The sequence below is a fragment of the uncultured Negativicoccus sp. genome (assembly GCF_902480485.1).
GTDB classification, from domain to species: Bacteria; Bacillota; Negativicutes; order Veillonellales; family Negativicoccaceae; genus Negativicoccus; species Negativicoccus succinicivorans.
Window position 1 is genome coordinate 1 of record NZ_CABSTC010000024.1, and the last position, 17,962, is coordinate 17,962.

Annotated in this window: 18 protein-coding genes, 1 tRNA gene and 1 pseudogene; all 20 read left to right on the forward strand. The window is 54.2% G+C overall.

The genetic code is table 11. From position 1 onward, the window contains the following. Positions 1–276 precede the first annotated feature (276 nt). A complete protein-coding gene (locus RDN69_RS02995; RefSeq protein ID WP_273260288.1) occupies positions 277–492 on the forward strand; it encodes a hypothetical protein in 216 nt (71 codons plus the stop codon). 563 nt (positions 493–1,055) lie between these two features. Further along, entirely contained in the window at positions 1,056–1,241 is a 186-nt protein-coding gene (locus RDN69_RS03000) for a hypothetical protein (protein ID WP_273260286.1), read from the forward strand. 213 nt (positions 1,242–1,454) lie between these two features. Beyond that, complete coding sequence (locus RDN69_RS03005; protein ID WP_288218231.1) at positions 1,455–2,279, forward strand: LpxI family protein; 825 nt, start codon at positions 1,455–1,457, stop codon at positions 2,277–2,279. Beyond that, positions 2,276–3,411 (forward strand): annotated as a pseudogene (gene lpxB, locus RDN69_RS03010) (lipid-A-disaccharide synthase). Before RDN69_RS03005 ends, lpxB begins: the two are co-directional and overlap by 4 nt. After that, a complete protein-coding gene (gene msbA, locus RDN69_RS03015) occupies positions 3,404–5,134 on the forward strand; it encodes a lipid A export permease/ATP-binding protein MsbA (RefSeq protein WP_288218232.1) in 1,731 nt (576 codons plus the stop codon). The pseudogene lpxB and the gene msbA overlap by 8 nt, the downstream one beginning before the upstream one ends. Position 5,135: 1 nt before the next feature. Then, positions 5,136–6,467: a 3-deoxy-D-manno-octulosonic acid transferase gene (locus RDN69_RS03020; protein ID WP_288218233.1), complete on the forward strand. Its 1,332-nt coding sequence runs from the start codon at positions 5,136–5,138 to the stop codon at positions 6,465–6,467. After that, the gene (gene lpxK, locus RDN69_RS03025) at positions 6,451–7,569 is read left to right on the forward strand and encodes a tetraacyldisaccharide 4'-kinase (protein ID WP_288218234.1); all 1,119 of its coding nucleotides are present in this window, start codon (positions 6,451–6,453) and stop codon (positions 7,567–7,569) included. The genes RDN69_RS03020 and lpxK overlap by 17 nt, the downstream gene beginning before the upstream one ends. Next, positions 7,566–8,318: a 3-deoxy-manno-octulosonate cytidylyltransferase gene (gene kdsB / locus RDN69_RS03030; protein WP_288218241.1), complete on the forward strand. Its 753-nt coding sequence runs from the start codon at positions 7,566–7,568 to the stop codon at positions 8,316–8,318. The genes lpxK and kdsB overlap by 4 nt, the downstream gene beginning before the upstream one ends. Next, complete coding sequence (kdsA, locus tag RDN69_RS03035; protein WP_024049138.1) at positions 8,296–9,123, forward strand: 3-deoxy-8-phosphooctulonate synthase; 828 nt, start codon at positions 8,296–8,298, stop codon at positions 9,121–9,123. Before kdsB ends, kdsA begins: the two co-directional genes overlap by 23 nt. After that, positions 9,120–10,091, forward strand: a complete 972-nt coding sequence (locus tag RDN69_RS03040; RefSeq protein ID WP_374042372.1) for an SIS domain-containing protein — start codon at positions 9,120–9,122, stop codon at positions 10,089–10,091. The genes kdsA and RDN69_RS03040 overlap by 4 nt, the downstream gene beginning before the upstream one ends. Then, positions 10,091–10,624, forward strand: coding sequence for an HAD family hydrolase (locus RDN69_RS03045; RefSeq protein ID WP_288218235.1), 534 nt, complete (start codon positions 10,091–10,093; stop codon positions 10,622–10,624). Before RDN69_RS03040 ends, RDN69_RS03045 begins: the two co-directional genes overlap by 1 nt. Before the next feature lie 13 nt (positions 10,625–10,637). After that, the gene (locus RDN69_RS03050; RefSeq protein WP_288218236.1) at positions 10,638–11,558 is read left to right on the forward strand and encodes a lysophospholipid acyltransferase family protein; all 921 of its coding nucleotides are present in this window, start codon (positions 10,638–10,640) and stop codon (positions 11,556–11,558) included. Beyond that, positions 11,555–12,100 carry an LPS export ABC transporter periplasmic protein LptC gene (lptC, locus tag RDN69_RS03055; RefSeq protein WP_288218237.1) on the forward strand — a complete coding sequence of 182 codons (546 nt, stop codon included), beginning with the start codon at positions 11,555–11,557 and terminating at the stop codon, positions 12,098–12,100. Before RDN69_RS03050 ends, lptC begins: the two co-directional genes overlap by 4 nt. Then, positions 12,097–12,804, forward strand: coding sequence for an LptA/OstA family protein (locus RDN69_RS03060; protein WP_288218238.1), 708 nt, complete (start codon positions 12,097–12,099; stop codon positions 12,802–12,804). Before lptC ends, RDN69_RS03060 begins: the two co-directional genes overlap by 4 nt. 1 nt (position 12,805) lies before the next feature. After that, positions 12,806–13,531, forward strand: a complete 726-nt coding sequence (gene lptB, locus RDN69_RS03065) for an LPS export ABC transporter ATP-binding protein (protein ID WP_024049132.1) — start codon at positions 12,806–12,808, stop codon at positions 13,529–13,531. A gap of 51 nt (positions 13,532–13,582) precedes the next feature. Then, on the forward strand, positions 13,583–14,671 hold the full coding sequence (locus RDN69_RS03070; protein ID WP_288218239.1) for an LptF/LptG family permease: 1,089 nt from the start codon (positions 13,583–13,585) through the stop codon (positions 14,669–14,671). A 10-nt stretch (positions 14,672–14,681) separates the two neighbouring features. Further along, entirely contained in the window at positions 14,682–15,866 is a 1,185-nt protein-coding gene (locus RDN69_RS03075; RefSeq protein ID WP_288218240.1) for a DUF3084 domain-containing protein, read from the forward strand. Positions 15,867–15,915: 49 nt separating this feature from the next. Continuing rightward, on the forward strand, positions 15,916–16,353 hold the full coding sequence (locus RDN69_RS03080) for a hypothetical protein (RefSeq protein ID WP_034436679.1): 438 nt from the start codon (positions 15,916–15,918) through the stop codon (positions 16,351–16,353). Next, entirely contained in the window at positions 16,350–17,777 is a 1,428-nt protein-coding gene (locus RDN69_RS03085; RefSeq protein WP_024049128.1) for an APC family permease, read from the forward strand. Before RDN69_RS03080 ends, RDN69_RS03085 begins: the two co-directional genes overlap by 4 nt. 46 nt (positions 17,778–17,823) lie before the next feature. Next, a tRNA-Pro gene (locus RDN69_RS03090) sits at positions 17,824–17,900 on the forward strand. The last annotated feature ends 62 nt before the right edge of the window (positions 17,901–17,962 follow it).

Genomic DNA, 17,962 nt, shown 5'->3' on the forward strand with positions numbered 1-17,962 from the left:
TATAGAAGGAAAATGATATAATCGAAAATAAAAAGATGATTTAGATATTAATTTTAATATAATTGAACAGATGATGATAAAAGCTGAAAAGGGGCGGACGATAGACCGAATTGGATCGCGCAATAGCTTTTGCAAAAAAAGGAGATTCATGTTTTATATGAGAAATGGAGAGAAATAGAAGACAAGCATTCGAATGAGGCGCGAAAGTTGTGGGCGAAAATGTTTTCTATATCTAAAGTTTTAGCGCCGCCAGATGATATCGAGGAGGTGTAAGACGTGGTGAAGAATTGGGTATATGTTGAACTAACAGATCGTGCGCACGCGGGGGAAATCGTGAAACTTTGCGACGATAAGTGTTACGAATTTGTAAATGGTGTTTGGGTTGAAAGTTCAATTATGTTTGGCTATTTTTGGCCAGATAGCCCGGATTTTAAAATGTATAGAGAAATACCAGAAGAAGAAGCGCTTAAACGGTTGAATGTTACAGCGTAAATAATCGCCATGACCAAAATGAAATTTGATAAGTATATAAATAAAAAGTTGAAAATAAAGTGTAGTAACAAAAATGAGTTTCAAGGATGGGTTGATAATGTGACCAGCGCTTTGGATGACCCCTGTGAACATGACAGTATAACATTAGAGACAAAAGACGGCTTAATAAATATTCTTGATAGTGAGATAGTAAGCATTAAGGTTTTAGAGAATTGAAGATCGCAGTAGACAAATATGGCTTTAAGTGCTTATTTACATAAAGACCATCGACACAGATACCGTAGGCGTTTTTCATGGGCGGATATTAGGACGGTTTTTGCTCATGATTTTGTTGAGGCAAGCGTGGTCATTGGGTATGACGGCAGTGTGCGGACAATAAGAGAAATAGGCTATTGAGTAAATATCGAAAAGTTGTATAAAACGCTGTATAATGACATTAAGAAAAAATATCCACTGAAAAGTTTAGCGGAAGTCAAAACATTAAGCGCATTATATAAGATGAGGAAATTTACATATAAAGTTGAAAGATAACATTATTTATGTGAAACTGGAGGTGATTCTTAATGACTGATGGGTATGAAAAAACATATCGTAGTACTGCTGCTAAATTGGGTATGTCGTACGAAGAGTTTATGGCAGAAAAAAAGCGTAACAAAGGGCAGATAGACTTGCGAAAAGCGGAAGTAGTAGAAAACGGACAAGTGTATTACATTGACGAATACGAAGCGAAGTTTGGCAAGAAAGCATAAGACCACCGACGCAGATGCTGAGGTGGTTTTTTATTGTGCAAAATTAAGCGACGTATGGAACGGGTAACGCATATATGGTTCGTACGTAACGGGAAACTGCCTGCGCGGATGAAAGTTTTCTGAAGATTCGCGACGGATGGCCCGCATTGTCGCAGCAATCACATATTGCCGGGCTAAATGTGATAAAATAAACTAAGTTAAAAGGGGGAGTTTATGGCGACAGTCGGTTTGTTGGCGGGGATCGGCAAATTGCCGGTGACGTTTTTGCGCGAGGCGAAGCGCTTAGGGGAGCGTGTCGTGACGATTGCCGTCGTCGATGCGGTAGAACCGGAGTTGGCGCAAGAATCGGATCAGTTTTATCAGATTAAAATCACGAAACTGGGTTCGATACTGAAAACGCTGCAGCGGGAAGGCGTGACCGAGGCGACGATGCTCGGCAAAGTCACCAAAGAAATTTTATATGGCAATTTAGGCATCCCGGATTGGCGCGCGCTGCAATTTTTGCGACGGGTACGGGATCGCAAAGATGATACGATTATGCTGGCATTGGTGGACGAATTGGCGGACATCGGCGTTACCGTTTTGGATCAGACGCGCTACCTTACGCCGTTGATGCCGGCGCCGCAAGTGTTCACGAAACGGCAGCCGACCGCGGCGGAGTGGGATGATATCCGCTTCGGATTCGCGTTGGCTAAACAGATCGGGGCGCTCGATATCGGTCAGACGGTTGTCGTCGCGCGCCAAGCCGCGATGGCGATTGAAGCGATCGAAGGCACGGATGCCTGCATTATGCGCGGTTGCGCGTTAGCGCGTCAGGGCGCGGTGGTCGTTAAAACGGCGAAACCGCAACAGGACGTGCGTTTTGACGTGCCCGCGATCGGTTTGACGACATTGCATTCGCTCTTGGAACACAAGGGCGCGGTGCTTGCGATTGAGGCGCAACGTACTTTATTTGTGGAACAGGACGAGGTTATCGCGCTTGCCGATCAAAAAGGCGTGGCGATTTGCGCTGTTTCCGCGGAGTCGTTGTCCCGATGAAAGTATTTTTTTCGGCCGGTGAGGCCTCCGGAGATTGGCATGCGGCCGCCGTCGCCCGCGCGCTCAAAGAGCGCGTTCCCGCGCTTGAGATGCAGGGGATGGGCGGCGCGGAAATGCGGGCCGCCGGCGTGGACGTCGTGCATGATATCGCAGACCTGGGAGTGATCGGGATTGCGGAAATTATTCGCAAATTACCGTTCTTCTTCCGGTTGCGTTCGGAACTGGTGGAAGCCATTCGCCGCCAGCAGCCGGATGTGGTCGTCTGCGTGGATTATCCGGGCTTTAATATGAAGCTCGCGCAAGCCGTCAAAAAAGAGCTCGGTATTCCGGTCGTGTACTATATCGCTCCGACGATTTGGGCTTGGCATCGGTCGCGGGGCAAAGCGATTGCGATACGGCGGCGGTGGCTTCCATTTTTCCGATGGATGTGCCGTTGTATCGGGAAGACGGCGCGCGCGTGGAATTTGTGGGCCATCCGCTGGTGGATTTGGTGCGACCGGAATGGTCGCAGGCGGAAACCCGCGCCCATTTTCAAATGAACCCCGCTAAAAAGCAACTGTTGCTGTTGCCGGGGAGTCGTCGGCAGGAGGTGCAAAGTCTGCTGCCGACCATGCTGGATGCCGCGGCGCTTCTGGCGAAAGAATTTCCGCTCCAATGTTGGTTGCCGCGCGCGAGCACGATCTCCGAGGCGGAGCTTGCGCCGCTTTTGGCCGAGACCGAATTGGATATTCAAATGACGACGTCGCATCTGCATGATTTGATGACGGTATGCGATGCCGCATTGGCCGCGTCCGGAACGGTGACTTTGGAAACCGCGCTGCTCGGGTTGCCGACCGTGCTTTGCTATAAAGTAGCGCCGCTTACCTACTGGCTCGGTCGTCGGGTCTTGCAAACGCCGCATATCGGTTTGCCGAATATTGTGGCCGGGCGGGAAGTGATTCCTGAATTTTTGCAGCAGGATGTTACGGCCGAAAATTTGGCGCGCGCGGTGGCGTCATGGTGGCGGGACGAGGAAGCGTCTCGTCGTCTGCGCGACGACTTAGCCATGGTGCGGGAAAAATTGGGCGCGCCCGGCGCGGTCGGTCGTGTCGCCGATCTTATCATACGAATCGCTGAGGAAAATAATGACTGATTACGCACGTTTATTACATTACGTAGTGCCGTACTGGCGGCGCGGGGTAGCGGCCATCATCGCCATGATCATGGGCGCGCTTACCACGCTTGCCGTGCCGTGGATCATTCGCAACATCATTGACGACGTACTGGCCGCGAAAAACCTGGTGGCATTGAATTGGATCGCGCTCGGCATCTTGGTGCTCTTTTTCCTGCGCGGCGTGTTTTCCTATCTGCAGGGCTACCTGATGAGTTACATCGCGAACCGCGTGATCATTGATATCCGCAATGAAGTGTACGCGCGGGTGCAACGTTTATCGCTGCGTTTCTTTGATACGAGCAAAACCGGCAGCCTGATGAGCCGCCTGACGAATGATATCGGCGCGCTGCAGACCGCGATTGTCGATAATTTCGTCAACATTGTCAAGGAAAGCGTTATCCTGATCGGCTCGTTGGTCGGCATGGTGATTTTGCATTGGCGGCTGACGTTGCTTTGCGTCATCATCGTTCCGTTGGTCAGCATCACCATCAAATATTTCGGTCGAAAACTGAAAAAAAGCGGTCATATGATGCAGGAACGCATCGCCGACGTGACTTCGCATCTGCAGGAAACGATCGGCGGGATTCGCGTCGTTAAATCGTTTTTCCGTGAAGATTATGAAATCGCCCGTTTCCGTCAGATCAATCAGGCGAGCTTCGGCGCGGCGATGAAAGCGGCGCAGCAGTCGAACCAGCTTTCGCCGGTGGTCGAATTTATCGCGGCGATTGCCGTCACCGCGATTATTTGGTACGGCGGTTGGAGCGTTATCGACGGGGAATTGACCGCCGGTGAACTGATCGCGTTTTTGATTTACGCCATTAATTTAGCCAATCCGGTGCGGCGTTTAAGCGCGCTTTACGGCGATATTCAGCGTTCGATGGCGGCCGGTGAGCGCGTGTTCGCGTTGCTGGACGAAACGCCGGACATTCGCGAAAAAGCCGACGCGATCGCGCTGCCCGTCTTGCGCGGCGATGTGGTTTTTGACGCGGTTCATTTTCAGTATGAACCTTCCAAAGAAGTGCTGTCCGGTATCAGCTTCCATGCCGAACCGGGCCAAAAAATCGCGTTGGTCGGACCGAGCGGGTCGGGGAAATCGACGATCGCCAACCTGATCCCGCGCTTTTACGATGTGACGGCCGGCGCGATCAAGATTGACGGACATGATGTTCGCGATGTGACGTTGGCGTCATTGCGCGAACAGATCGGCATCGTGCCGCAGGATACCGCTCTTTTCAACACGACGATTGAAGAAAATATACGCTACGGTCGGTTAGACGCGACGGATGAGGAAGTGGCGGCGGCGGTACGCGCCGCCAATGCGGAAGAGTTTGTCCGCCAGCTGCCGCAGGGTTTGCAAACGCCGATCGGCGATCGGGGCCTCGTACTTTCCGGCGGTCAGCGGCAACGCATCGCGATCGCGCGGGCGCTTTTGAAAGATCCGCGGATTCTTATTTTAGATGAAGCCACGTCCGCTTTGGATACGGAAAGCGAACAGTTGGTACAGGCGGCGCTGGAACGTCTGATGATCGGCCGCACCGCGTTTATTATCGCGCATCGGCTGACGACGATTCAGGACGCCGATCACATTTTAGTGATTGATCGCGGCCGCATTGTGGAAAGCGGTACGCATCAATCCTTACTGGCGCTGCACGGTATGTACTACAACCTTTACACGTTACGTTTACAGGGAGACGAGAAATAGTATGTACTGGTTCTACAACATTTGTCTGGTGCTGTATTGGCTGTTGCTGGTGCCGGTATTGATCTATCGCCTGCTCTTTGAAGAGGGGTTTTATGATCGCTTACGGCAGAGCGCCGGCGTCATGCCCCAGCCGGTACTGACGAGCATTGAAAACTGTCGCGGCATTTGGGTGCATGCGGCCTCCGTCGGCGAGATTGTGGCGGCCAGTCCCATTGTGCGCGAATTAAAGCAGCGTCTGCCGGAAGAAACCGTGATTGTGTCGGTCGTCACCGCGACCGGTCACCGCATGGCGGAACGGATTATTCCCGAAGCGGATGCGCACATTTTTTTCCCGGTGGATTTACCGATCATTACGGAGCGCATCGTCAATATCGTCAAGCCGAAAGCGATCCTCTTGGTGGAAACGGAACTTTGGCCGAACTTTTTACAAGTGGCGGAAAAAAATGAAATTCCGGTCATGATGGTCAACGGCCGAATCAGTGACCGCAGCATGAAACGCTATCGCCTGATTTTAGGCTTTACCCGCCGCATGCTGGCGCAAATTCGCTGGTTCTGCATGCAATCGCACACGGACGCCCGCTACATTGAAGAAATGGGCGCGGACCCCGCGCGTGTCCAGGTGACGGGAAATACCAAGTATGATCAGACATATGCCGAAGTCACTCCGGCGGAACGCGACGAACTGCGGCGTGAATTCGGTGTCGGCGAGGCGCATCCGGTCATCGTGGCGGGTTCGTTTCATGAAGGCGAATATGAAATCTTGCTGGCGAGCTTCGGCGACGTGCGGCGGCAGTATCCCGACGCGAAATTGATCTTGGCGCCGCGGCAGATTCCGGAGGCGGCCAAGGTATTGCAATTGGTGCAAAAATACGGTTTCGTCGGTGCGCGGCGTACGGAATACCATGCCGAAACGGACGCGCCGGTGTCCGTACTCGTGCTGGATACGATCGGCGAACTCGGACGCATTTACAGTTTGGCGGATATCGTGATCGTCGGCGGCAGCTTTGTCAAAGTCGGCGGCCACAATATATTGGAACCGGCGGCCCACGGCAAACCCATTTTAGTGGGACCGCATATGTTCAATTTCAAAGATATTTTCGCCCTGCTGCATAGCGAAGGCGCTTGCCGAATGACGAGCGCGGAAAATCTCACGCGGGATTTGCTGCGCCTTTTGTCCGAGCCGCAGCGACTTGCGCAAATGGGGGCGGCCGCGTTACGATTAGTGGAAGAAAATCAGGGCGCGACCAAGCGCAATGTGGATGCTTTTTGCGCGTTAGCCGAACGGGATCCGCTTCATTGGAAAGGAGCCGAACGCAGTGAGCATAGAGCGTAAAGCAACGGAACTTTTTAAAAACGGACCGAAGTCGATCGGTGACCGCGCATTATTGACGACCTTAGGCGGAGTGGAGCGAATCTACTCCTGGGGCGTTAATTTTTGGGCATCCATGTATGAATCGGGGCATCTTAAACAGCATCGTTTACATGCCTATACCATCAGCGTAGGCAATATTGTGGCGGGCGGCACCGGCAAAACGCCGTTTGTGCAGTACATGGCGCGGCGCTTGCAAAAAGCGGGCGAGCGGGTCGCGATTTTAAGTCGCGGTTACCGCGGCGCGAGTGAAAATACCGGCGCGATTGTCAGCAACGGCGCCGAGATTCTGCTCAATGCCGAGCAGGCGGGAGACGAGCCTTACCTTTTGGCGCGAACTCTGCCGGGCGTAGTTGTGGCGGTCGGCAAAAACCGCGCTGCGATCGGCGCGCAGGTCGAAAAATTATTGCATCCGACGGTCATTTTGCTCGATGACGGATTTCAGCATTGGTCCTTGCGACGCGATTACGATATCGTCTTGATTGATGCCACCAATCCGTTCAGCAACGGACGCGTGTTGCCGCGCGGATTATTGCGGGAGCCGCTGGAACATTTGGAACGTGCGGATGCGTATGTGGTCACTAAAAGCGATCTGGTAACCGAGGCGGAACGGGAGAAAATAGCGGGCGTGTTGGAGCATTTCCGCGCGCATGTGCCGCTGCTTTGGACGGAGCATCGCCCCTTGCAGCCGGTACGCTATGCGCAGTGGCGAAATGGCGAAACCGCGGAGCAGGAAGCACTGCCGCGCCGTTTCATTACATTATGCGCTCTCGGTAATCCCGCTTCCTTTGAAGCGACGGTGGCGGCCGCGGGCTTGGTCGCGCATGATCATTTGCGTCTCCCGGACCACCACATGTATACGCAGGACGATATTCGCCACGCGGAAGCAACCGCCATGAAAGCGGGAGCGCAGGGGATTATCGTCAGTGAAAAGGATGCGGTAAAATTACAGGTACTGCAGCTTCGTGAATCGTTCTGGTATGTCCTGCCGATGGAACTGACGGCGACGGCGGGGGAAAATGAGTTTTGGGAACACATGGAGGACGAATGGGAAACCGGTCGATAAAAACCGCCTGCATTATTCCGGCGCGCTACGGCTCGACCCGTTTGCCGGGTAAACCGCTGTTGGATATTGCCGGCAAACCGTTGATCGAACGCGTCTATGAGCAGGCGAAAAAAGCGAACGTGCCCGCTGCGGTGATTGTCGCGACGGACGACGAGCGGATTCAAAAAGTGGTAGAAGAATTTGGCGGCACGGCGGTTTTGACGCGTCGCGACCATGCCACGGGGACGGATCGACTGGCGGAAGTGGCGCAGCAGCTGGACGACTGCGAAATCATCGTCAATGTACAGGGCGATGAACCGCTGATCGCGCCGGAGCTGATTGATCAGTTGGCGACACGTCTGGCCGCGGCCGAGGAATGGTCCATGGCGACGGTGTCGGCGCCGCTGGCGCAAGAGGATTTTCAAAATCCGAATGCCGTTAAACTGGTTACCAATTTGCGGGGAGAAGCGATTTATTTTTCCCGCTCGCTCATTCCGTATCCGCGCCATGAAAACAAATATCAGCCGCGCAAACATATCGGCATTTATGCGTATCGTCGCGATTTCCTGTTGCGCTTTGCCGACCTGCCGGCTACGCCGCTCGAAGAAGCGGAGTCGTTGGAGCAGTTGCGGGCGCTGGAACACGGTTATCGGATCGGCGTCATTGAAACCACGAAGAAGTTAATCGGGATCGATACACTGGAAGATCTCCTGCGCGCACGCGCTTATTTTGAAGGAGGACAGCAAAATGAAACCGGTAACGATCGGTAATTTACGCTTGGATGGCAGTCGGCTGTTTTTAATCGCCGGGCCTTGCGTCATTGAAGAATACGAACGGACCAAAAAAATCGGCGAAACCTGCCGAGATATTTGCGCCAAACTGGGCATTGATTACATTTTCAAGGCGTCGTTTGACAAAGCGAACCGCTCCTCGTACCAATCGTTTCGCGGCCCCGGGCTGGAAAAAGGTTTAGCGATTCTCGCGCAGCTGAAAGAGGAACTGCGCGTACCGGTGCTGTCGGACGTCCATTCGGTGGAGCAACTGGAACCGGCGGCGCAGGTCTTGGATATTTTACAAATTCCCGCGTTTTTATCGCGGCAGACGGATTTAGTCTACGGCGCGGCTAAGACGGGTAAGCCGGTCAACGTCAAAAAAGGGCAGTTCATGGCGCCGGAAGACATGGAAAACGTGCTTCATAAAATGCAGGAAGCCGGCAATGAAAATCTGTTGCTGACGGAACGCGGCGCAAGCTTCGGCTATCACAACCTGGTCGTGGATATGCGCGGCTTTCCGATCATGCGGCAATGGGGCTACCCCGTGATCTTTGACGCGACGCACAGCGTGCAGTTGCCGGGCGGCGCGGGTACGCATTCGAGCGGGCAGCGCGAATTCGTGCCGTATCTCGCGCGGGCGGCGGCCGCTGCGGGCGCGGACGGTTTCTTTATGGAAGTGCATGACAATCCTGACGAAGCTCTTTCCGACGGACCGAACATGCTGCGTCTGGACGACTTGGAAGCCTTATTGACCGATCTTAAAGCGATTTTTGAAATTGTCAAACGGAGTGAAATACGATGACCATTCAAACGACGATGGAACATGTTCTGCGCACGGAAGCGGCCGGCATTTTAGCCTTGGCTTCGCGGTGGGACGAGTCGTTTGCCGAGGCGGTACGCATGATGAATGGCGCCGCGGGTCGCATCGTCGTCACCGGCATGGGAAAATCCGGACATATCGCGCGTAAAATATCCGCGACGCTGGCCAGCACAGGTACGCCGTCCTTTTTTCTGCATCCCGCGGAGGCGATTCACGGCGACTTGGGCATGGTAACGGAAGATGATGTGGTGCTTGCGCTTTCCAACAGCGGCGAGACCGGAGAGATCATCGGCATTTTGCCGTCATTGCGCAGAATCGGCGCGCGCTTGATTGCCGTCGTCGGCAATCCCGGGTCGACTTTGGGAAAACGCGCCGATATCACTTTGGATGTCAGCGTGGAAGAGGAAGCCTGCCCGCTGGGGTTGGCGCCGACAACCAGCACCACCGTCGCCTTGGCGGTAGGGGATGCGTTGGCGATCGCCTTAATGGAAATGCACGGCTTCACCGCGGATCGGTTCGCGCTGTTTCATCCGGGCGGATCACTCGGGCGCAAACTTTTGTTGACGGTCGCCGACATCATGCATAAAGAGGAACAGAACCCTGTCGTGGTCTTGACGACAACCGTGCAAAATGCGCTTTTTGAAATGACGGCCAAGGGACTCGGCGCCACATCGGTCGTTGATGAACAGGGCGCATTGGTGGGTCTGGTGACCGACGGCGATATTCGTCGGGCGCTGGAAAAAGGAACCGAAGTATTACAGGTTTCGGTGGCTGAAATTATGACGCGTGATCCGCATGTCATTACGTCTGAAAAATTAGCGGCGCAGGCCTTGCATGTCATGCAGAGTCATGAGCCGCGACCGATTACCGTATTACCGGTGGTCGGCGACGCGTTGCAACCGATCGGCATGGTGCATCTGACCGATTTATTACGGCAGGGGGTAGTATAATGGCGGATATCAAGAAACTTAAACTCTTAGTATTTGATGTCGACGGCACCCTGACGCCGGCGACGATCGAGATCGGCAACGACGGCGAGCTCGCGAAATCGTTTTCGGTTCGCGACGGCCTGGCGATGGCGCTGGCGCCGTACGCGGGATTGAAAATCGCACTGCTCACGGGTCGCAGTTCCAAAATTACGCAACATCGCGGGGAAGAGCTGAAAGTGGCGTTTTGCCGGCAAGGCGTGCAGAATAAAGTGGCCGAGCTTTCCCAAATCATCGCGGAAGAAGGATGGAGCTGGGAAGAAATCGGTTACATGGGCGATGATTTGAATGATCTCGGCGTGCTGGCGCGCGTCGGTTTCGCGGCGGCGCCGGCCGATGCCGCGTTGGAAGTGCAGGATGGCGCCGACTGGATTGCCAGTCGCAACGGCGGTGACGGTGCCGCGCGCGAATGGATTGAAATGGTTCTGAAAGCACAGGGCCGTTGGGATGAACTGGTGCAATTTTACAAAAACCAGTCCAGCGAAGAATCGGTATAAGGACGAAGGGACGATGGCTGTGAACGCGGAGTATACTTTTTGGAACACGATGAGCCGAATGCTTTGCCAAATGCGTTATGAACGTGTTTTGGCGATCGGCCGTTGGCTGGGTCCGACCGTTTTACAACGCTTGAAAAAACCGCGTGATCGCGCGCTTTCCCAAATGATGAGCGGACTTTCGCTCACGCGTGAAGAAGCCGAACCGTTACTGCAGCAACATTTTGAACATCTCGGCATGACAGCGCTCGAAGTGCTTTATACGCCGCGGCTCGTGGCGGAACGGGAGCATTTAGAACGTTATATTACGATGGATCATCCCGAGCGTTTGCATGCCGCGCTTGCGGAGCAACGCGGCGTGATCGGTCTGACGGCGCATATCGGCAACTGGGAGTGGCTCGGAGCGGGACTTGCGCTGGCGGGATTTCCCACCACCACGATTGCGAAACGGCAGCCCAATGACACGGTGACGGCGCTTTTAAATCGTTTTCGCACGATGGCGGGGCTGGATGTATTTCATAGCGGCGGTTCCGAAATTATCGGCGCCGCAAGAGCGATCAAACGCAAAAAAATTCTCGGCTTTTTAGCCGATAAAGACGGCGATGTCAACGGCGTGCCGGTGATGTTTTTGAATCGCGTTTCGTCCGCGGTAGAGGGACCGGCCGTGTTCGCGCGTCGGTTTAAATCGCCGATTGTGCCGTTGTTTATTCGCCGCCGCGAAGATCTGAGCGGGCATGTGATCCATATCGGCGAGCCCTTTTACTATGAAGACACGGGTGACGAGCAAGCGGATGTCGACCGTTTAATGCAGCGTTGTACGCGGGAAATAGAAGATTTTATTCTCCGCTACCCGCCGGAATGGTTGTGGGTCCAGCGGCGTTGGTGGACGGAGCCGGAACAAATACGACGGTATCGGGGAGACGAGGCGGTGCGATGATGAAACAACCGAAATGGTGGCTGTTGGCGATCGGCGCGCTGTTGCTGTTTGCCGGCGGTATTTGGTACGCTTTTTTCGGCGTCGGGCCGGAACCGGTTCCGAAGCAGGAGACCGCGTTGGTCGAATTTAAAGGCGCGGATCTTCACCAGGAAGAAAATGGCGAATTGATTTGGAAACTGTCCGCCAAGCGTATCATGATGAATCCGAAGACGCGCGTCTTGTACCTGGAAGAAGCGGAAGCGTTATTCAGCGATGGCCCGCATCAAATTCATGTCCAGGCAAAAAAAGGCGAAGTCGATAATATACAAAAAACGGTGCGGCTGATGGGAAGCGTCGAAATTCGCAGCGATAACGATACCTATGTCAAAGTGAATAATCTTTTATATGATGGCGGCACCGGCAAACTCACCGCGACGGACGGTATTCGTCTTGAGCGGAACGGCATGGTACTCACCGGCGACAATTTGGTCGCCGATCGCGCGTTGCGACAGGCCACGGTAAGCGGCAACGTGCGGCTCGTGAAGGGGGATGAAGCGCAATGAACAAACGATGGATAAAAACAGCGGCGCTTGCGCTTTTTGTCATGACGACATGGAGCGTTGGCGCGGTCGATACTACGATTACGGCGGATACGCTGACCTATAACGGCAATGAGGATACGGCACAGGCGAAAGGCAATGTCGTGATTACGCGCGGCACGGCGAAAATGACCGGCGCCGAGGGCATCTACCATTTTGCCGATCAAAGCGCGACACTGTCCGGCAGCGTTTCTTATGTTGACGGCGCGACTTCGCTCACCGCGGCCACGGTGACGGCCTATGCCGATCAATCGCTGGCGGCGTCGGGCGGCGTGGAAATGCATGCGGAAGACCGCACCTTGCGCGGCGCCACTGTCACCTATCGTCCGTCGGACGGTTACGGCACGATTGACGGCAATGCGTACTTGGCCGTACCGGGTACGGAAATGACGGCGGGCCACGTCGAAGCGTATGTCAATGAAATTCGTATGATCGGCACGGGCGGAGTCAGCCTTTCGCATCCGGCGCAGGCGTTTACAGCCACGGCGGATGCGATCACGTACACGCAAACGCCGGGCGCGGATGACGGTTTCGCCGTGCTCACGGGCAACGCCCATGCGGTGCAGAACGGTAACACATTGAACGGGCCGGCGCTGGAAGTACGCTTGAAAGAGCAGGCGGTCGAAACGAAGGGGCGCAGCACGCTCGTCATCAGCGGTGGGCGATAAGATGCGGCTCGCTACTCATAACCTCACGAAATCCTACCAGAAGCGCCGCGTGGTCGACGGCGTCAGCGTTCATGTCGAGCGGGGCAAAGCGGTCGGCCTGCTGGGGCCTAACGGCGCGGGGAAAACCACCACCTTTTATATGATGGTCGGTATCGTGCGTCCGGACACCGGTACCATTACGGTCGATGACACGGATATCACGCGGGAACCGATTCATAAACGGGCGCGGTACGGCATCGGCTACTTGCCGCAGGAGGCATCTGTTTTTCGTAAGCTCAGCGTGCGTGACAACCTCTTGGCGATCTTGCAAACGCGCGAGGATTTGACGCCGAAGGAGCGCGATGAACGGGCGAACGCGTTGCTGAAAGAATTCGGTCTTACGCGCGTGGAAACACGGTTGGGCAGCCAACTTTCCGGCGGGGAGCGTCGGCGCGTGGAAATTGCGCGTTGTTTGTGTCATGATCCGCAATTTATTTTGCTCGATGAGCCGTTTGCGGGCGTCGATCCCATCGCGGTCGCGGATATTCAATCCGTCATTTCCCATTTGCGGGAGCGCGATATCGGCGTGCTGATTACCGATCATAATGTGCGTGAGACCTTGGCGATTGTGGATCACGCTTACATTTTGAATGAAGGAAAAATTCTTCTTGAAGGCGATGCCAATACGGTGGCGGAACATCCGTTGGCGCGCAAGTTTTATCTTGGTGAGAATTTCCGCTTAACCTAAACGCTGTGGAAAAATGTGATAAGATAAAAGGAGCAAGAGCAGGAGATACGTATGCGGATTTTAGATAAATACATGTTACGGGAGTTTGTCGCGCCCTTTTTATTTGGTGTCGCCGCGTTTACCGCGATCTTCATCGGTGCCGACTTGCTGTTCCGTATCGCGCAGCTTTTGACTTCTTACGGGGCTTCCGTCTGGGCGGTCACCAAGGTATTTTTCCTGGCCTTGCCGAAGATTATTGTCTACACCTTCCCGATGTCGGTTTTGCTGGGGGCGTTAATGGCCGTCGCGCGAACATCGGGCAGCAGCGAGCTCATCGTCATGCGTACGGCGGGGCAAAGCTTCACACGTCTTATCGCGCCGATTATCGCGTTGAGTTTGGTCATCAGTATGGCGACGGTATTATTTAATGAATACGTTGTGCCGGCCGCCACATACGCATACGAATACACCATTGATCACGAAATCAAGAACAACGTCAAACCGCAGGTGCATGAACACATCGTTTTGAAAGACGTCAACGATGACTCGATCGGGCATTTGCTGTACGCGCGTAAGTACGATGATAAACGCGAAGTGTTGCAGACAATTACCATTCAGGAATTCCAAAACAATCAGCTGGTGCGGATTGAAAACGCGCCCGAGGCGCGTTGGCAAGACGGTCATTGGATAGTATCCAACGGCACTATTTACGATATTTCGGGCGGCGACGGCGTCGATCGCATGCTGCATTTTGAAGAACAGGTCTTGCCGTTCACGACGACACCGGCGCAGGTGACGGAAGTAAAGAAAAAGCCGGAAACGATGACGATTCGTGAATTGATGCAGCAGATACAGGCTTTTGAAGCGGCGTACGTCGATACGACACGCCTGCAAATGGAACTGCATCAGCGGTTTTCATTACCCTTTGCCAGCTTTGTATTTGCGCTAATTGGCGCGCCGCTCGGTGTGCAGCGGCAGCGTTCTTCGTCGTCCCTCGGTTTCGGACTGAGCGTCATCGTTATTTTCATCTACTATGCGTTAATGACATTTACCGCGGCGCTGGGCGAGGGACATGTGCTCGCGCCGGCGGTGGCGGTTTGGTTGCCGAATATATTGGCGGCCGTGGCAGGAGTCATCTTGATCCGGCGCGCCTCACGATAAAGGAGCAGGTATGGAAATCGGCATTTTAATCTTTTGCGTGCTGGCCGTAATGGGCGGTTTGATCGCTTTCTTGGGCGATAAAATCGGCAGTAAGGTCGGCAAAAAAAGAATTTCTCTCTTCGGCATGCGACCGAAACACACGTCGATTTTGGTTACGGTGCTCACCGGTATCATGATTGCCGCGATGACGATCGGCGTTCTCAGCGCTCTTTCCGAGAACGTTCGGACGGCGCTTTTCGGTATGGAACAGTTGCAGGGCGAACTGAGCCGTTTGGGCAGCGAAGTGCAGCAAAAGAATGCTGAATTGGAACGCAGTAAAGCGCAACTGGCGGAACAGACTACGGAATATAATCACATGACCGAACGCGTGCGCGAAACGAATACGCAACTGGCGCTGGCGCAGGAACAGGAAAGCTACATGCGGGCGCAGCTGCAAGTGGTCGAAGATGCGTATCGTAAAGCGCAAGCCGATGTGCATGCCTCCGCCGAAGAAATCGCCCAATTGGAAGCGATGCGCGGCGAACTGACCGAAAACATTCAGAAACTCGATGCGGAAGCGGAACGTTTACGTACCAATATCGTCAGCCTGCGGGAAGGGCAAGTCATTTTCCGCGTCGGTCAGATACTTTCCAGCGCCGTTGTTGAAAGCCACTTGAACGCCGATCAGGCGCGGCAGGTCTTGGCGAATGTGTTGAATGACACGAACCGGCGGCTGCAAAAACAGCTTAATACGCAGGAAGACACCACGCTCATTCGCGTGCTGCCGGCGACATTGGAGAAAGCATCGGCGGAGTTACAGAATTCCGCGCAGAAAAAACTGGTTCGCGTTGTGGCGGCGGGCAACATCATCTATGGCGAACCCGCCTGGGTCGACTTTGTCATTCATGACGATCTGCTGTTGTATCGGCAGGGCGAAACGGTGTATGCGACGGATCTTTCCGCCTACAGCGGTCGCGCCAATGTCGAAATGCGCGTGTTGCAATTCCTGCAGGATGTCAATCAGCATGCGACGCAAAAAGGCGTCTTGCCGGATCCGTTGACGGGCACCGTCGGTCAGGTGGACGGATTGCAGTTGTTTAATACCATTCAGGAAATCGCGGCTAAGGGGGGCGACGTCAATCTCCGTGCCGTGGCCAAACAGGACATTTATACGGAAGGGCCTGTGCGAATCGATATTATCGTCACTGCGAAATAAATAATTCATCCCCGCTGCGGCGGGGATTTTTGTGGGAAAAAGAGGAAGTATGATTTTAGCTATTGATCCGGGTTCGGCGAAAACGGGAACAGCGGTTGTCCGTGAAGACGCTGAGCTGATACATAAAGAAATTGTTCCGACAAACGATTTGGTGCCGTTCTGCCAAACCGTTTTTCAGCAGTATCCGATCACGCAAATCGTCAGCGGTAACGGTACGCGCAGTAAAGAAATCGGACATATTTTAGCGCGGTTGGCGCAAGAGCATGAAATCGGCTATACGACAGTCGACGAAAGCTATACGACGGAAATGGGAAAAATCCGTTACTGGCGGTACACTCCGCGGCAAGGCTGGCGCAAACTGATTCCGACATCATGGCAGACGCCGCCGGAACCGGTGGATGATTTTGTCGCTTGGATTATTGCGGAAATTTATTTGGGCAACGATATGCCGGAACAGCTGGCGCATGCGCGCAGGAGGAAACAATGAAACCAGCGGAAACAGGACATGTAAAAAAGACACTGACCGTTTCGCATTATTTTAATATCGGCTTCGGCGCGATTGTCGGCACCGGCTGGATTTTGATGGTAGGGGACTGGGTCATTGTCGGCGGCGGCCCGCTGGCGGCCATGCTGGCCTTTTTGCTGGGCGCGCTGACGCTTTTGCCGATCGCGGCGGTATTTGGGGAACTTACCTCCGCCATTCCGATCTCGGGCGGCATTGTCGAATACATTGAACGCGCGTTCGGCAGCAAGGCGTCCTTTGTCGCCGGTTGGCTGCTCGCGTTCGGAGACGGCGTTTTGTGCCCCTGGGAATCGCTGGCCGTGGCGACGATCATAACGCAACTTGTCGCCGAAATTTTCCCGGTTTTACGCGCATATAAGCTGTATACGATCATGGGGTCGGACGTCTATCTGTATCCGGTGTTGATCGCCTTGCTGTTTTCCGGTTACGTCATCTGGCAAAACTTTCGCGGCTCATTGCAAATGGCGCGTCTGCAGACATTTTTAACGCGCACGCTGCTCTTTGGCATGTGCGTGGCGATGGCGGTTTCCTTCTTTAAAGGCAGTCCGCAAAACTTTTTGCCGTGGTTTGAAGTCGTGACCGGTCCCGCGTCGGCGACGAACGGAACAAATTTTTGGACGGGCCTTGCCGCGGTGCTCGTATTGACGCCGTTTTTCTACACCGGTTTGGATACGATTCCCGACCAGGCGGAAGAAGCGCATGAAGATCTTGACTGGCACCAATTCGGCCGCGTTATCAGTTGGGCGTTGTTGGCTTCCTGCGTATTTTATCTCGTTTGCATTTATGCCTTTAGCACGATCTTGCCGTGGACGGAATTTGTTAAAATGCCGATTCCGGCGCTTTCCAGTTTACAATCGATCCACTTTTATCTGTATGTGGTCATGCTCACCATTGCGACGATCGGACCGCTCGGCCCGATGAATTCGCTTTTCTCGGCGACGGCCCGCATCATGCTGGCGATGGGACGCAAAGGGCAACTGCCCGCCGTCTTCGCGCATGTCGATCCGAAATCGGGTACGCCGAAAGCGGCTAATATTTTACTCGCGGTACTGACCGTCATCGGACCGTTTTTGGGTTACAGCATGCTGTTGCCGCTCACCGAAGTCGCGGCCTTGGCCTTTATCGTGCCGTGCACCATGGTGACGATGGCTTGCTACCGTCTGCGTGATCTCGAGCCGGATTTGCCGCGGCCGTACAAAGTGCCGGGCGGAAAAGTCGGCATCGGCGCGGGCGTTCTCGCCGGCGGCGCCGTGATTGCGCTGCTGGTGGTACCGGGCAGCCCCGCCGCGTTGACTTGGGTCGAGTGGTTGATTTTATGCGGTTGGCTATGTTTCGGCGCGGTCTTATACATGTTCCGCGGCAAGCGTGTGCAGAAAGCGCAGAATTGACACGTCTTGACAAAACTGATAAAATTACCCTGTTATACCGCAGACTCGGGGCATAGCGCAGTTTGGTAGCGCACCTGATTTGGGATCAGGGGGTCGCAGGTTCAAATCCTGCTGCTCCGACCATTCGTCCCAGTAGCTCAGTTGGATAGAGCAACGGCCTTCTAAGCCGTGGGTCGGGGGTTCGA

Bases quoted from the DNA above. Each gene is read 5' to 3' on its own strand.
- RDN69_RS03000 (WP_273260286.1), top strand. From the start codon at position 1,056: ATGACTGATGGGTATGAAAAAACATATCGTAGTACTGCTGCTAAATTG.
- RDN69_RS03005 (WP_288218231.1), top strand. From the start codon at position 1,455: ATGGCGACAGTCGGTTTGTTGGCGGGGATCGGCAAATTGCCGGTGACG.
- msbA (WP_288218232.1), top strand. From the start codon at position 3,404: ATGACTGATTACGCACGTTTATTACATTACGTAGTGCCGTACTGGCGG.
- RDN69_RS03020 (WP_288218233.1), top strand. From the start codon at position 5,136: ATGTACTGGTTCTACAACATTTGTCTGGTGCTGTATTGGCTGTTGCTG.
- kdsA (WP_024049138.1), top strand. From the start codon at position 8,296: ATGAAACCGGTAACGATCGGTAATTTACGCTTGGATGGCAGTCGGCTG.
- RDN69_RS03040 (WP_374042372.1), top strand. From the start codon at position 9,120: ATGACCATTCAAACGACGATGGAACATGTTCTGCGCACGGAAGCGGCC.
- RDN69_RS03045 (WP_288218235.1), top strand. From the start codon at position 10,091: ATGGCGGATATCAAGAAACTTAAACTCTTAGTATTTGATGTCGACGGC.
- RDN69_RS03050 (WP_288218236.1), top strand. From the start codon at position 10,638: ATGGCTGTGAACGCGGAGTATACTTTTTGGAACACGATGAGCCGAATG.
- lptC (WP_288218237.1), top strand. From the start codon at position 11,555: ATGATGAAACAACCGAAATGGTGGCTGTTGGCGATCGGCGCGCTGTTG.
- RDN69_RS03060 (WP_288218238.1), top strand. From the start codon at position 12,097: ATGAACAAACGATGGATAAAAACAGCGGCGCTTGCGCTTTTTGTCATG.
- lptB (WP_024049132.1), top strand. From the start codon at position 12,806: ATGCGGCTCGCTACTCATAACCTCACGAAATCCTACCAGAAGCGCCGC.
- RDN69_RS03070 (WP_288218239.1), top strand. From the start codon at position 13,583: ATGCGGATTTTAGATAAATACATGTTACGGGAGTTTGTCGCGCCCTTT.
- RDN69_RS03075 (WP_288218240.1), top strand. From the start codon at position 14,682: ATGGAAATCGGCATTTTAATCTTTTGCGTGCTGGCCGTAATGGGCGGT.
- RDN69_RS03080 (WP_034436679.1), top strand. From the start codon at position 15,916: ATGATTTTAGCTATTGATCCGGGTTCGGCGAAAACGGGAACAGCGGTT.
- RDN69_RS03085 (WP_024049128.1), top strand. From the start codon at position 16,350: ATGAAACCAGCGGAAACAGGACATGTAAAAAAGACACTGACCGTTTCG.